13 protein-coding genes are annotated in these 13,917 nt (G+C 63.6%); 6 read left to right on the top strand and 7 right to left on the bottom strand.

Annotated features, from left to right (window positions below):
- The first annotated feature begins 138 nt into the window (after positions 1-138).
- Complete coding sequence (locus AC0C6X_RS23115; RefSeq protein WP_210266553.1) at positions 139-603, top strand: helix-turn-helix domain-containing protein; 465 nt, start codon at positions 139-141, stop codon at positions 601-603.
- A 77-nt stretch (positions 604-680) separates the two neighbouring features.
- On the top strand, positions 681-1,286 hold the full coding sequence (locus tag AC0C6X_RS23110; RefSeq protein WP_173516944.1) for a hypothetical protein: 606 nt from the start codon (positions 681-683) through the stop codon (positions 1,284-1,286).
- Positions 1,287-1,511: 225 nt separating this feature from the next.
- Here the strand turns inward: AC0C6X_RS23110 and AC0C6X_RS23105 are convergent, their stop codons facing one another.
- From AC0C6X_RS23105 to AC0C6X_RS23095, 3 genes are all read right to left on the bottom strand, one after another.
- Positions 1,512-1,982, bottom strand: coding sequence for a nucleoside deaminase (locus AC0C6X_RS23105; RefSeq protein ID WP_173516943.1), 471 nt, complete (start codon positions 1,980-1,982; stop codon positions 1,512-1,514).
- A gap of 323 nt (positions 1,983-2,305) precedes the next feature.
- Positions 2,306-2,770, bottom strand: a complete 465-nt coding sequence (locus tag AC0C6X_RS23100) for a cupin domain-containing protein (protein WP_173516942.1) — start codon at positions 2,768-2,770, stop codon at positions 2,306-2,308.
- A gap of 192 nt (positions 2,771-2,962) precedes the next feature.
- Positions 2,963-3,913 (bottom strand): alpha/beta hydrolase, encoded by a 951-nt coding sequence (locus AC0C6X_RS23095; protein ID WP_472955379.1) that lies wholly within the window; start codon positions 3,911-3,913, stop codon positions 2,963-2,965.
- 416 nt (positions 3,914-4,329) lie between these two features.
- Here AC0C6X_RS23095 and AC0C6X_RS23090 point away from each other — a divergent pair, with 416 nt between their 5' ends.
- A complete protein-coding gene (locus tag AC0C6X_RS23090) occupies positions 4,330-7,239 on the top strand; it encodes a hypothetical protein (protein WP_472955377.1) in 2,910 nt (969 codons plus the stop codon).
- A 362-nt stretch (positions 7,240-7,601) separates the two neighbouring features.
- Here AC0C6X_RS23090 and AC0C6X_RS23085 read toward each other — a convergent pair whose 3' ends face one another.
- Both AC0C6X_RS23085 and AC0C6X_RS23080 read right to left on the bottom strand, forming a co-directional pair.
- Entirely contained in the window at positions 7,602-8,804 is a 1,203-nt protein-coding gene (locus AC0C6X_RS23085) for a ZIP family metal transporter (RefSeq protein WP_472955375.1), read from the bottom strand.
- Positions 8,801-9,946 (bottom strand): multicopper oxidase domain-containing protein, encoded by a 1,146-nt coding sequence (locus tag AC0C6X_RS23080; protein ID WP_472955373.1) that lies wholly within the window; start codon positions 9,944-9,946, stop codon positions 8,801-8,803. The genes AC0C6X_RS23085 and AC0C6X_RS23080 overlap by 4 nt, the downstream gene beginning before the upstream one ends.
- 235 nt (positions 9,947-10,181) lie before the next feature.
- Here AC0C6X_RS23080 and mntR point away from each other — a divergent pair, with 235 nt between their 5' ends.
- Positions 10,182-10,637, top strand: a complete 456-nt coding sequence (gene mntR / locus AC0C6X_RS23075) for a manganese-binding transcriptional regulator MntR (RefSeq protein WP_173516938.1) — start codon at positions 10,182-10,184, stop codon at positions 10,635-10,637.
- An 87-nt stretch (positions 10,638-10,724) separates the two neighbouring features.
- On the opposite strand, the gene AC0C6X_RS23070 is transcribed toward mntR, so the two are convergent.
- Positions 10,725-11,306, bottom strand: a complete 582-nt coding sequence (locus AC0C6X_RS23070; protein WP_472955371.1) for a dienelactone hydrolase family protein — start codon at positions 11,304-11,306, stop codon at positions 10,725-10,727.
- Positions 11,307-11,498: 192 nt separating this feature from the next.
- On the opposite strand from AC0C6X_RS23070, the gene AC0C6X_RS23065 reads away from it, so the two are divergent.
- Together AC0C6X_RS23065 and AC0C6X_RS23060 are read left to right on the top strand one after the other, a co-directional pair.
- Positions 11,499-12,581: a D-alanine--D-alanine ligase family protein gene (locus AC0C6X_RS23065; RefSeq protein WP_472955368.1), complete on the top strand. Its 1,083-nt coding sequence runs from the start codon at positions 11,499-11,501 to the stop codon at positions 12,579-12,581.
- A gap of 218 nt (positions 12,582-12,799) precedes the next feature.
- Positions 12,800-13,321 carry a BA14K family protein gene (locus AC0C6X_RS23060; RefSeq protein WP_247960181.1) on the top strand — a complete coding sequence of 174 codons (522 nt, stop codon included), beginning with the start codon at positions 12,800-12,802 and terminating at the stop codon, positions 13,319-13,321.
- Positions 13,322-13,480: 159 nt separating this feature from the next.
- Here the strand turns inward: AC0C6X_RS23060 and AC0C6X_RS23055 are convergent, their stop codons facing one another.
- Positions 13,481-13,783 (bottom strand): hypothetical protein, encoded by a 303-nt coding sequence (locus tag AC0C6X_RS23055; RefSeq protein ID WP_472955366.1) that lies wholly within the window; start codon positions 13,781-13,783, stop codon positions 13,481-13,483.
- Positions 13,784-13,917: the final 134 nt, after the last annotated feature.

Genomic DNA, 13,917 nt, shown 5'->3' with positions numbered 1-13,917 from the left:
GCCGCTGCCGCCGGCAGGGGGCGCCGGCGGCGCGGTGGAGAGGAGCCCGGCGCCGGCGCTCTCGGAAGGCGTAGGACGTCGGCGGACGACACGACCGGAGACGGGGCGGCGGGGCCGGGCGACGCGCAGGCCACGGGTTTGACCGGGACGGCCGCGGCCGGCGACGGGGAGGCGGCACCCGTCGCGAGCCTGGAGGATCTCGCCGGCATCGTCGCGGTTCAGGTGCGGGCGCAGGCGCGGCGGATCGCGGAGCTGGAACTGGCGCTTGCCGACGCGGAGGCGCGGCTTCTCTCGCAGGCGCGGGTGATCTGCGGGGCGGCGGATGCGGCGGGCGGCGATCTCTTCGGCCGGCGGCCGGTGCGGGAGATCATCAAGGACGTGCTCGGCGCCTATCCCGGCGTCACCTGGGAGGAGATCATCGGCGTCGGCCGCGAGCGGCGCCTGGTCGAGCCGCGCCATCGCTGCATGGCGGCCGTCTACGAGGAGCGCAAGGACCTGTCGCTGCCGGCGCTCGGGCGCATCTTCCGCCGCGACCATACGTCGGTGCTGCATGCGGTCACCAGGCGCGGCGCCAGTCGCCAGCGGCAACCTTCCAATTCTTAACCGATCCTGCATCCACGCCGGGCCGGGCGATGCCGGCCGGCGGCCATGATGAGCGAATGAAACGAGGAAACGACACGATGACATCCAAGGCAGAACGCATCCGCATCAAGCGCGCCAGCCGGGCGGGCCGGCCACGCAAGGCCGGTGTGGCGCGCTATCCCGGCGGGCAGATCAAGCACGGCGAGACCGAGCGGGAGGCGCGCGCGGTGGCGCTCGACGCGCGCAGGCGCCTGCATTTTTCCGGCAGGCGCGACGTCGACGCGGCAAGCCCCTTTGCCGGCTACACGCTCGGCCGCATGTTCCTCGACGGCAAGCTGACGGCGCATGAGCGCGAGGCCGGCGACGAGTACGCCCGGCAGATGGCGCGCTATTACAGCCTCACCGGCATTCCCTTTCCGAGTGTCAGGGCGCAGTCGCTCTTCAGCGTCAAGGGCTTTGCCGGCGAGACCAGCGCCGAGCGCGCCAGGAGCGCCCGCCAGGCGGCGAACCGGATGATGGAACTGGAAGGTGTGCTGCTGAAACTCAAGGACGGACCGCAGGTGAAGACGACGGTCTTCAACGTCTGCATCATGGATTACGAGATGCTGCGCACCATGCCCGAGCCGCAGCTTGCCTGGCTGAAGCGCGGGCTGACCGAGCTGCACTGGCACCTGGGGCTGTCGCGGGAGAAGGAGGGGGCGTGAGGTACGGATCGGCCCGCAAGCCGGACACGGGGCGGCTGCCGGTACGCCCTCGGCCCTCGATGCAGGGTAGCCCGGCAACGACTGCCTGTCTGTCCTTTGGTCGGAGCCGACGAACGGACAAAACATGCGGCAATTCAAGGGACTACAGCACTTTTGCTCGTCCGGTAAGGTGCGGGGGTTTCCGCGGGGGCTCCCGGCCTTCGCATGGCGAGCGGAAGGGGCGCGTCAGCGCCGCCAGAAAGTCCGATGCGGGCTGAGCAGTTCGTCCTCGATCTCGGGGAAGGGGCCGACGACTTCGATCGGCTTCTGGCCGGAGGCAAGCACCGTGCGCGATGAAAGGTTCATGGTCGGGTTCTCGGGGTGGTCGCCGGTCTCGGCCAGCAGCTTTTCCTCCTCGAAGCCATAGACCAGGCGACCGATATTGGCCCAATAGAGCGTGCCGGTGCACATGGCACAGGGCTCGCCGGTCGAAACCAGCGTGCAGGACCAGAGGAATTTCGCCGGATAGGCGGCCGCGGCGCGTCGGGCGAGCTCGGTCTCGGCGTGATGCACGGTGTCGATATTGCCCTGGCGCATCAGGATGCGGTCGTCGGGGCCGACGAGGACCGCGCCGAAAGGATGATGGCCGTGCTCAGCTGCCGCGCGCGCGACGTCATCGGCGGCGCGCAGGTGGGCAATCATCTGATCGCGGGTCATGGTCGGTCGCTCCTGAAATGTCTTCGACGACAGCACCTCCAGCGCCGCGCGCCCTGTCAGACGCGCAAAGGCCGCTGTAGAGCTTTGATTTTCGGCACGTCCTCAAATCGAGGTCGATTTAGGGAGACATGCAGTAGGTCTGGCTCCATTCGGGCGATGATAACCCGAAAATCGAACGGCCGATATCGGCGTGGCGTGGGCTTTTCCTCGGACCACCGCGATGCTCGTTGTTACCAAAACCAAGGCTTCCTGCCCGCCGGCGAGACCGGCGCATCGCCCGGCCTCCCACCAGAAATTGCCTTCGCCGGCGACGGACCGCGGGGTCAATCCTTGGCCGGAAAGGCGGACAACAGGGTGATGCCGAATTTCGGCGACGCCGTGCGCAGTCGGTCAAGCTCCTCGGATGTCGGCGGTTCGGCCGCTTCGCCTGGCCGGCGTTCGCGGCCGGCCTCTTCCAGAAACCGGTCGAAGATGGCCGGCGTGCCGATCAGAATATAGCGCGCCGGCCGTCGGCTGATATTGATCAGCTGGTGCGGCACCCCGCGCATGAGAAAGATGCTCTGGCCAGCGGTCAGCCGGTGCGGGGTGCCGTCGATCACCGCCGTCATTTCGCCCTCGAGCATGTAGAGGGTTTCATCGTCGCCCTCATGTACGTGGATCGGTGTCCTGGTATCGCCCCCGCTGACATTTTCAAAGAGGCAGAACTGGCCGTTGGTCTGGCTGCCGGCGAGCAGGCGCTTCATGACGACGCCGGCGAGGATGAATTCTTTCGTGTCCATGCTGTTCATCGCAAACATCCTTTCACTGTAGCGGTTGGCTGCAGTTTGAAGAAGGCGCTGCGGCATGGTTCCATGAACAGGGGGCGATAAGAGGACCGGAGAGGCAGGAATTTGCGGCATTAGATGGCAAAGACCACCAAACGCGGCTTACACATCTGAATTAAAAAGAAATTTCCGTTAATAGCATGATCGACCGCCGCCTCAGGAAGCGTTCGCCAGCTTTCCTTCGCGGGCGATGCGGGCGTCGAGGTCTTTCAGGCGATGCTTGACGGCGGGGTTGTCGGGCCGCAGCGACAGTGCGTCCGTCAGCATGGCGCGCGCCGTCATCAGATTGCCGTCGCCGATGTGGCGGTTGGCGCGGTGGTAGAGGAAGTTGACCCGTTCCACCGGGGCGAAGCGATCGCCGAAGCGGGCGTGAAGGGCGTCAGCCCAGGCCGGGTGGCGGGCCATGGCGGCGACGGCGTTCTGGTAGGGGCGCATCGGCGCTTCGATCCGCGCGGAGCGGGCCAGGGAGCGCAGCGCGGCAAGGTCATGGGCACGACAGGCATTGATCAGCGCCAGCGCGCACTCGGTTCCGGTGAAGGCCCTGACGGTACCGTGACCGGTCATATGCACCGGGACGAGCTGCGTTTCCGCCTGCAGTTGCGCTATGCGCTCGGCATGCCGGCGATCGATCGCGTGGAACGGATCGTAGAAGAGATAGGCGCGGCCGGCGGCATGATCGGGGGCGATGCCCATGTTGGCGTGCAGGTCGGGCGAGAAATGCCTGAGAAAGCGGTTGTCGTAGGGAACGGCCTTGGGATTGATCGAGACCTGCGGGCAGAAGGCGATGGCCGTGGTGGCATTGAAGCGCCGGCGGTAGCGAAGGGCGGCATAACCGCCCTGGGAATGGCCGTAGAGGATGCGCTCAGGCGCCGCGCGCAGGATCGGTGCCGCGACCTCGACCGCCTTGACCACGCTTGCGGCCGGGAACCAGTTGGGACGGCGGCTGATGAAGCCGAGGGCGGCGATATCCGCCTTCTCGCAAAAGCGCTGGCCCCAGTAGCGGCTGCCGTTTGCCTGGATCTCCATTTCGTTGAAGGTGATCAGAAGGTAAGGCGAGGCGCCCGGGCGATGGATGACCTCGAGGTTTTCGTCCGCGTAGATGAGCACGACTTCTCCGAAGTATTTCAAGATTTGCAGTAGTATAATTCCAAATTCCGAAGCTTGTTCGGTGATGTTATATTAGCGTGAGTTCGCGTGGGATTTCCAGTGCCTGGGACTTTCTGCAGGAGGATTTCAATTTCAATTCGGCTGACGGCGTCAGCGGTGGTTGTTTCGACGGCTTTCGGCCCGAAGCGGCCATAGAGGCCCGGGTTTTTAAGGACGAGTTTGCGCCTTCATGGCCGCCCTTAGTTGGGCTATAGCCGCTTAACATAAGCGGACATGCGCAGCGCTCCGACGAGAGAGCGCACTTGCACTATAGCGGACGTTGATATCTGTTCGACCTAAGCGCGAGTCGCATCGCATCGCAACTCGCGAAAATCGTCGGTTTGGGGGTGTGTGGTCGGTCAGCACACGCGCATGAAATGGTAAATCCTGTTCAACTCGCCGCCCAACTTCGCTTTCATCTGAGCGAGTTGGGGTCCCGCAACGCCCATCACGAGTTCGAGCATCTGGCGCGCCATCTGGCCCGCGCCCGTATCTACAGCAACATCCTTCCTGCGACCGGCCCCGTCAGCGCCGGTGGGGATGGAGGCCGCGATTTCGAGACGTTTCGAACCGGTATTGCGCTACCCGTGGCCGGTTCGCTGTTCCAGGCGCGCTCATCGCGAGATCGGGCGGTTGCGTTCGCCTGTAGTCTCGAAAAGCGCATACAAGGAAAGATCCGTGGCGATGTCGAAAAGATCGTCGCAAATGGAAAGGTCGACGAGATCGTTTATTTCTGCGAGGCGAACCTCGCGATTGCCAAACGCCAGGAACTGGTAGCCGCTGCCAACGGCATGGGGATTGAGCTCCAAATCTTCGACGGCAATACTATTGCAGAGTGGCTGGCTGAGCCCGACCTGTTCTGGATCGCGGAGGAGTTCCTGCATGTCCCGGCTGAGATCAGCCCGCAGGTGCGGCCGGACGACGGCTATGCGCGACATAGGGAGGACTGGAAGACTCGGACGGTGCTTCCGGTCAGCCGTGCCGACTTCGTTGCGATCAAGACGGGCCTGCGTCATGCTATATTTGAGGCTACCGCGCGGCCGGACCTATCCTTCTGGATAGAGAGAATGGCCGCCTTCCTCGTTCCGACTGCGCCACGCGATCTGGTTCGCTCAGCCAGTTATGAGATAGCGGTCGCTCACTTGCGTGGTCGCGGCGACATGACCACTCAGGCTCATCTGGTTGCCGACTACTTTATCGACGTGGAAGTCCATACAGACATCGGCGATCTGACTACGGCCGCGACGTTACTGACCTACGCGTTTGGCGGGTACTGGCTGGGACAGTTCCGCGTGAACGAGTCAGATCTGCATGACCATCGGCGCAAACTCGCAGGTGCCGTGCAATTAGCGCTTGAGGAAGCGATCGGTCCTGGACGAAGGGCCGGCCTGCTGCACGTGCGGGGCCTTCTGGAGCAGACGCCTACAGGGCGCGGCCTCGCGCCCGACTTTTCTGCCGTGATCGCATTCTGGAACGCGATGCTGGACAGCGCCGAGCAAGCCCCACTTTATCCGATTGAAGCATTCGCGGACTTGCTGGTCGAGATAGTCAAACTCCGCGGTGACGATGCGGAGTTGCTGGCTCTCGCCGCACGAACCGACGATCTGCTGAGTAAGCGCATGGGCGGCGTCGCGGCCGGCGAGAAGGCCATCGACCGAGCTCTGTCGCTGCTCGAGCGGGACGAACCCGCGGCGGCCGTCAGGGAACTTCATCGAGCCAAAGCCAAGTGGTTTTCTGGCGAGCGACTGGCGGGAACGGTGCGCATCTTGCTACTGCTTGCCGAACAATATTGCCAACATGGTCTCGCCTATGCTGCGAAATACCATGCGATGACGGCCGCGCTTCTGACCCGTTACGAGCGGGATGACGACGTGCGTCGCTTGCAACCCGAGGCCCTGCTCGACCTGCTCGATGCCGAAGACGGTGCCGGCAATTCGTTTGGGTTTCTTCGGCTGCTTCCTGTGTTCATCCAAGCCCATGTTCTCCATGACGATCATCCACTGAATACCGAGCAGCACCCGCGCCTGCAGAGCAATCTGGAACAGTTGGCGTCCCTGCTTGGTTTCCTGAAGCGGGGTAGTTCGACGACACGCCAAGCATTAGACGAACTCGTAGGCGAGTGGCCTCCCGTACTCAGAGATCCGATTTTTAGCGCCGCGAACGAGCCGGATGGTTTTTGGAACCGTGGCACCTGGCCGGAGGCGTGGGCAGGACTTGAGGAAGCACTACTCGATCGACCGTTTGGCGATCTCGGGCTCGAGCGACGCGTGCGCTGGGAGGGGCTGGGAATCCGCTGGACTTGCGTCTTCCCCAACGACTATCGCACGACCCCGCCGGCCGAGCAGATCATCGCGGAATTGCAGCTTGTCGTTTTCGCCTTCGCGGAGAGGGACCTGGGAATCGTCCCGGTCGACATCACCGTGAACATTGAGGTTTCTGACGCGGTTGAGGGCTTGGCAATAGAAGAGCCGACCAAGGCGCAAGCGGCATTTCGTGTGACGCTGCCGTCGCGGGACCGAGGGCCGGAGGAGAGTGCCGATGTTGTGTTGGTCTTCGCTGCCATCCTGCGCGCCAGCTCCGTGCTCGATGATGAGGCCTTAACGAGGCAATTTGACCGGTCCGTGCTGGAAGCAGTCTTTGTTGGTCGGCCCTATGCGGAGCTGTTCCGGGAGTTTGTTCCTCAGGATCTATTTGCCGAACCTTTCCGCCTGTCGGTTGCGCCTCTCGATCCCGAGCGTCCGTTCGTCAGCCGCGCCGGGCGCCGCGTTCAGTGGTTCGACGGACAGGGTCCAGCGTTCGAGTCGGAACGTGCCTTCGGTGATGCGCAAAACAGGTACGACAAGGTCCTTCCATCGCTTCAGTACACGATTTCAGACATTGCTCACAATCCCGGTGTTCGCCCGCGACTGGTCGAGATGCATGAATGGGGAATGAAGGATTGGGAAATCCTGAGCATCTTAAGCAACATCGCAATGGGCGTTCGGCTTGACGCGCCGGAAGGTCTGGCGTTCGAGGAGCTGAGGAGCCGGGGCATGGCCCTGCTGGACAAGGTCGAAACAGAGGCCGATGCACTCGCGCCGGCAGTGTTTACCGATGAGCTGCTGCACGCCCATGCCAAGGTCTATCTCGGTGCATTTCTCAGCAGTTGGCAGCTTCATTGGCCGCCGAGTGCGGATTACGAAGGAGTAGAGAGGTTTCTAATCTCGCGGTTTCGCCTTCGCGACATCGATGTTCCTCATCAAGATGTCTTTGGGTGGGGTCAGGATGATGCGCTACCCGACCCATAGGCCATCTCCGCGATGGCCTCAGGAGACTGTGGAAGCTACCTGACTCGATGGGCGGCTGCCGACCGGCAGCATATCGCCGCTTGCTGACCGAAAGCGGCCGGTCAGCCTCCGGCCCCAAGTCGGTCTTGCTCCCAAGCCGAGCCGGCGTCCGCTATTGGCTCAAACCCGCCGGGGCCACCATGACCGATTGGTGGCATTCACGGAGCAATTCCGCGCCTTTCCTGCAGCGCCGCGCGTTTTATCAGACGCGCAAAGGTCGCTGTCGCACTTTGATTTACTGCATGTCTTCGTCCTCAGATCGAGGTCGATCTAAGGAGACATGCAGCCGCCGCAAACCGCTGCGCACTTTTGCGCGACATGCTTTAGATCTTCACCAGCATCGCCGTCGTGTACATGAAGGCGAGGCCGGCGGTCATGCCTGCCATGACCGGCATGGTCAGCAGTCCCGTCAGGCGTCCTTCATGGCTTCGGGTCATCGCTGCGGCCACCTCGACGATCACCTGCAGGATTGCGCCGGCGCCGATCGCGAGTGCGAGCGCCGACCAATGCGGGGCGTAGGAGAGGCTGCCCAGCCACATGCCGAAGACGGCGGGGCCGCCCGCCAGCAGGGCCAGCGCGCCGAACCGCCAGAGCGGCGGTCGTGTCTTCAGGATCGGCGCGGCGATGGCAATGCCTTCGGTGATGTTGTGCAGCGTGAAGCCCATCACGAGGAAGGTTCCGAGGCCGGCTGCGCCGGCGGCGAAGGCAGCGCCGATGGCGAGGCCTTCGCCAAGATTGTGCAGCCCGATGCCGAGGGCGATGTAGGTGGCGAGCGCAAGACCGCTCGGCCGACCCTCGCGTCGCGAGATGGCCATCAGCAGCAGGAACGCCGCGGCGGCGGCGAGGAAGACCATGGCCGAGCCCTGGAAGATGGCGGCGGACTGCCCGGCAAACTCGAGCGCCTCCTCGATCGTATCGATGAACAGGAAGCCGAGCAGGCCGACCGTCATCGCCAGCAGGAAGCTCATCATGGCCGCTCCGGCCCCGCGCAGCGCCGGATAGAACATCAGGCCGATGACGATCGGGACGATGCCGACAAAGGCACCGAGCAGGGCCTGCGATGTCAGGGTATCGGAGGACGCGACCGGCGTCGGCACGGCGACGGGGACTTCATGCTCGAAGGTTGCCCCGGTATTGGTGACCAGCGTCACCTTATGCGCCTCCCCAAGCACCCAGGGGAACGGGACCGAAACCCAGGCGGAGCTGCCGCGCGCGATCGGTCCGGGCGGGGTCTGGTCGAACTGCCAGTAGGCGGCGTCCACCTGAACCTGCGCAATGGTCATCGCCTCGGAACCGCCGCCGCGGACGAGAAGGCGCAAGCCGTCATAATCGAGGATCGTGCGTTCGACCGTCAGGTTCTCGACCGGCGGTGCGCCGTTGTTGAAGCTGGCGAGCGGGTTGGCGACCGTAAGCCACCAGAAAGCGGCGATCAGGACCGCGAGCGGGGCCAGCAGCCACAAGAGGTTCCGTCGCCTTGGCCCGGTTTCGACGGCCTGATTGCCTTCGATCGTCACACGTTCGTTCATGACAGTGCCTCGACGACATCGAACATGCCCATCCAGCCGAGTTCGGTGAACTCCGACTGGTGTGCATGGAACATGTAGAGACCGGGTTCATGGTTCTGGTCGGCGTAGCTGAATTCGAGAATGCCGCGTTGCGCCTGGCACTGGGTGATGAGATCGACCGTCTTCAGCGTCGGCGTCAGCGACGTTCCGGTATCGAAGTAATTGAAGAAGTTTCCATGCAGGTGGAAGGAGTTGATCGGGTCGAACTCGGTCACGTTCATCAGATAGATGCGGACCGGCCGGTGGCGCACGATCTTGATCGGCTGCTTGGCGAAGCAATGGGCGATGGTGTTGCAGGCGTAGAACTCGTTCTCGCCGTCGAAATTGGTATCGAAGGCGTTCATCACCATCGCCAATTCCTGCCATTCGGCGTTCTCAGGCGTGCCGAGCAGGCGCGAGCGGGCGACGTCGACGAATTCGGGATGACGGTTAGGGTCGGGGTCGACCACGAACATGCCGTACATGCCCTTGTGCATGTGCCTGGCGAGCGGCGTCGCATGACAATGATAGAGATGGCAGCCGAACGGCTTGGCGTCGAATTCGTAGACGAATTCCTCACCCGGCTGGATCACGCCCGCGCCCGGAACACCATCCATGCGCGCCGCATGGATGCCGTGGAAGTGCATCGAATGTGGATGGGAGCCGTAGTTCCTGAAGACGATCCGCAGCCGGTCTCCTTCGGTCGCCCGAAGCGCCGGGCCGGGGACCCGACCGTTGAAGGTCCAGGCGGGAAACATCACGCCCGGCGCGATCTCGATTTCCTTCTCCTCGGCCGTCAGCTCGAAGGTACGCAGTCGGCGGCCGTCCGGCAGCGTCGACACCGCGCCCGCGTACCAATCGGTCAGCATCGCGGTCGGATCGAAGCCGTTGCGGGCATTGTCGACGTCACCGACCGTGATCATCGCGCCGTGGGAAACCGCATGATTAGGCGCGGCCCGTGTCGGTGTTCCCGGTCCGGGCGAACCGCCGTGGCCGCCATGACCGGCTGGCATCGGCTGTTGGCCGAGGGTCTCGCGGGCCGTCACGGCCGCCCCCGCCGTGGCGGCAAGGCCAGCACCGAGAAATCCCCGTCGACTGAGAAGGGATGGCAACCAACGAGCCATGATCGCCTCCTTATATAGCAATTTCGATTAATAGAAGCACAATGACAAGAATATAGCAATGGCTATATTGTCGTTTGTCAACCCGCGGCCCGGTGCCTGCTGCATGTCTTCCTCCTTGAATCGACCTCGGTTTAAAAGGCGCGCGGCGCTGTAGCGGCGTGAAGAACTGTAGTCCGTTGCAATATGGTATAGCTAAGGCTAAGATTTTTCCTGTGAAGTGCATCAAGGAAATCGCATGTCCATCAAGCCGACACCAGAGACCTTCCAGGGCGTCCTCGTTGACGCGGATACGCAGATCGAGAGCTTTCGCCAGACGCGCAACAGCCGACGGACGGAACTCGTCGAAGACTATGTGGAGCTGATCGCCGACCTGATCGCCGACGGCGGCGAAGCGCGCCAGGTCGACATCGCCCACAGGCTTGGTGTCGCGCAACCGACCGTCGCCAAGATGCTCAAGCGTCTGGCCGCCGAGGGGTTCATCCAGCAAAAGCCCTATCGCGGGGTTTTCCTGACTGCCCGAGGCAATGAACTCGCCGCGCGCAGCCGTGAACGACACCACATCGTCGAAAGCTTCCTCTGCGCGCTCGGCATCAGCCCGGAGACGGCGCGCATCGACGCGGAGGGCATCGAGCACTATGTGAGCGCCGAAACCCTCGAGGCGTTCAAGTCGCACCTCGCCAAGCTCGGCTAGAGAATGTCGGAACTGTGCCGGGTCGCCGCCGCACTTTTGAAGAGCTGCATTTTCTGGGACCGCCGGTTACGGGATTGGTTCCGTCGCTCAGACCCGGTCGAGGAACGAGAGCACCCGTTGCGTCAGCAGCTTGGTGGCCTCCGCGTCATAGGAGGGCAGCGAGCTGTCGGCGAAGTAATGCTGGTCGCCGGGATAGAGGAACAGCGCGGCGTCCTCGGCCTTTTCGACGAGCTCGCGGGCGGCGTCGATGTCGCCTTCGCCGACGAAGATCGGGTCGTTGTCCATGCCGTGGACCTGGACGGGCACGCGTTGCGGCCAGGGGCCGAAGGACCACTGGCCGCTGATCGGAATGCAGGAATAGAAGAGCAGGGCGCCACGGGCGCCGGGCCGGGTCTGCGCGAGCTTCTGCGCCGGCAGGACGCCGAAGGAGAAGCCGGCATAGACGAGACCTTGGGGAAGCGTCTCGGCGAGGCGCACGCCGCGCTCGCGCATCTCGTCGAAGCCGACCTCACCGACATAGGCGAGGCCTTCCTCGATGCTCTCGAAGATGCGCCCCTCGAAGAGATCGGGCAGGTGCACCGTGTGCCCGGCGGCCCGCAGTTCGTCTGCGAAAGCGCGCATGCCCGGGGTCAGACCCTGGGCGTGGTGGAAGATCAGGACCTCGGCCATCGACGGCTTCTCCTATTCAAAATTGATCTGGCGTTCCAAATTCCTGTTGCCGCCCGGAGGTTCAGGCGGCGTTGCGAGGGCTTGAGAAAATTTTCCTGTCGCAGCGATAGCACATTTCCTTGACGTCTTGTTGCCATCTTCGCCCGCTTCCTTGCGAATCCGCATTGGCCACGATTCTGAAGGAAAGATGTCATGACAGGGAAGCTGCGAATTGCCGTGTTGTTTGGCGGCCGCTCGGCGGAGCACGAGGTCTCGCTGATGTCGGCGCGCAACGTCGTCGCCGCGCTCGACCGCAGCCACTACGAGATCGTGCCGATCGGTATTACCAAGGACGGGCGCTGGCTGCTCGTCGAGCTTGAAAACGGCGAGCTGCCGCCGGCCATTCCGGCCGAGGGAACGCAGGTTGCGCTGATCCCGGGCGGCAAGGGGCAGGCGGTGACCATTGCCGCCGACGGAACACAGGGACTGCTGCCGGCCGTCGACCTGATCTTCCCGGTGCTGCACGGGCCGTTCGGCGAGGACGGGACGGTGCAGGGCTATGCCGAGACGGCCGATGTCGCCTATGTCGGCTGCGGCGTTGCGGCCTCGGCAGTGGCCATGGACAAGGCGCTCGCCAAGCGGCTGCTTGCGGCCGAGGGGCTGTCGGTCGCCCGTGCCATCGCCCTTCACCAGGGGGATGGCTATTCCGGCGAAACCATCCTGGAAACGCTGGGACTGCCGGTCTTCGTCAAGCCGGCACGGCAGGGGTCGTCCGTCGGCGTCAGCCGTGTCGACAGCCTCGAGGGGCTTGCAGCCGCGCTGGACGAGGCGTTTCGCCACGATGACAAGGTGCTGATCGAGGAGTTCGTGCAGGCCCGGGAGATCGAATGCTCGGTGCTGGAAGACGCCAAGGGCGGGATCACCGTGTCGCGGCCGGGCGAGATCATCCCCGCCGAAAGCCACGGCTTCTACAGCTACGACGCCAAATATGTCGATGCGGGCGGCGCGATCGTGAAGGCGCCGGCGGATCTGGCCGAGGAGGTGAGCGCGCAGGCGCAGGAGATGGCGGAGCGGGCCTTCCGGGCGCTTGCCTGCGCCGGCATGGCGCGGGTGGACTTCTTCCTGCGGCCGGACGGAAGCCTCGTCATCAACGAGATCAACACCATTCCCGGCTTCACCAATATCAGCATGTATGCCAAGGCGCTTGCGGCAGACGGCATCTCCTACGGCGCGGCGGTGGAGACGCTGATTGCGCATGCGCTGGAGCTCCGCGGGGCGCAAGCGCAGCGGCCGTGAGGTGCCACGCAACTGCGCTTGCTGGTTGCGTTTGCATAGTAAAGCACGTCGCGATCTTTCAGATTCGCTCCTTGTGCTTTAAGCCTTTGATATTTCGCATGTCGTTATCGCAATACCGCTGCGCACTTTTGCGCGACATACTTTAGGGTTGCTGCATTCATTGTGGGTTCACGTCATTCCGCGAAACTGCGCCTGTTTCCAAACGGACAGGTGATGAAATGAAGAAGATTGCCATCGTCGTAATGGCGGCGGTTACGGCTCTTTCGGGCATCACGCCGGCGAACGCCGTGCCGGCTGTTGCCATCGAGCGGGTGCAGAAGAGCGATGTCGAGCTGGTGCGTAACGGACACGGTAACGGACACGGCTGGGGCCATGGCCGTTACCGGCCTTACCGCCCCGGCTATCGTCCCGGTTACCGGCCGGGATGGCATGGCGGTTATCGTCCGCGCCCGGGCTGGGACGGCGGCTACCGCTATGGCTATTACAATGGCTACCGCGGCTATCGCTACGAGCGCTACGGCTATCGACGCCATTATGACGGCTGGTGGTATCCGCTGGCGGCCTTCGGTACAGGAGTCGTGATCGGCGGCGCCATTGCCGCCCCGCCGCGCCGGTACGAGCCGGGCATGAGCCAGCGTCATGTCGACTGGTGTTATGCGCGCTACCGCTCCTACCGCGCCTATGACAACAGCTACCAGCCCTATGGCGGCCCGCGCCAGCAGTGCTACTCGCCCTATTGATCGAGGGGTCCGCGTTCCAAGGAGAGGCCCGTCGGTCGTCGTGACCGGCGGGCTTTTTTGTGGGGCTTGCAAGCCGGCGAGATCGCTCCTTGCGCTCTAAGCCTTTGATATTTCGCATGTCGTTGTAGCAAAACCGCGACGCACTTTTGCGCGACAGGCTTAGCGGCTGCTTTTCGGAAGTTCTTCGTCGAAGCGGGTCTTTTCGCGCGCCGGGTCGTCGTCGATGATCTTCTCCTCGCTGTCTGCAGGCAAGGCGTCATCCGGCTTCACATTGGCCTCGTCGCGGCTTGGCACGGGCGGCACCCGGCCCTGATCGACCGGCGGCAGGTCATCGCCCTCCGGCAGTTGGTCGGCCGGCACGGGCGGAATCTTGCCGAGGGGCGCGCTGCCCGGCCCGGCCGGCCCAGGCCCGTCTTCCGGTGTCTGGCTGAGATCCCGTGATTTCGGGTGCGGCTTGCTCATCCTCGCATCTCCTCGGTTGATCCTTGTTCAATTGATCCTTGTTCAGGAGTAAGGCGAGGGGGCGGGAAAGGTTCCGATTTCAGGGGGAGTGGCAAGCCCTGTTTGCCTGCGGCCATCGAGACAGGCAGCGGCGC

The sequence above is a fragment of the Ensifer sp. VA4 genome, assembly GCF_055710065.1.
The sequence above is the reverse complement of the archived record's forward strand: the minus strand, read 5'-3'. Positions and strand labels throughout refer to the sequence as shown.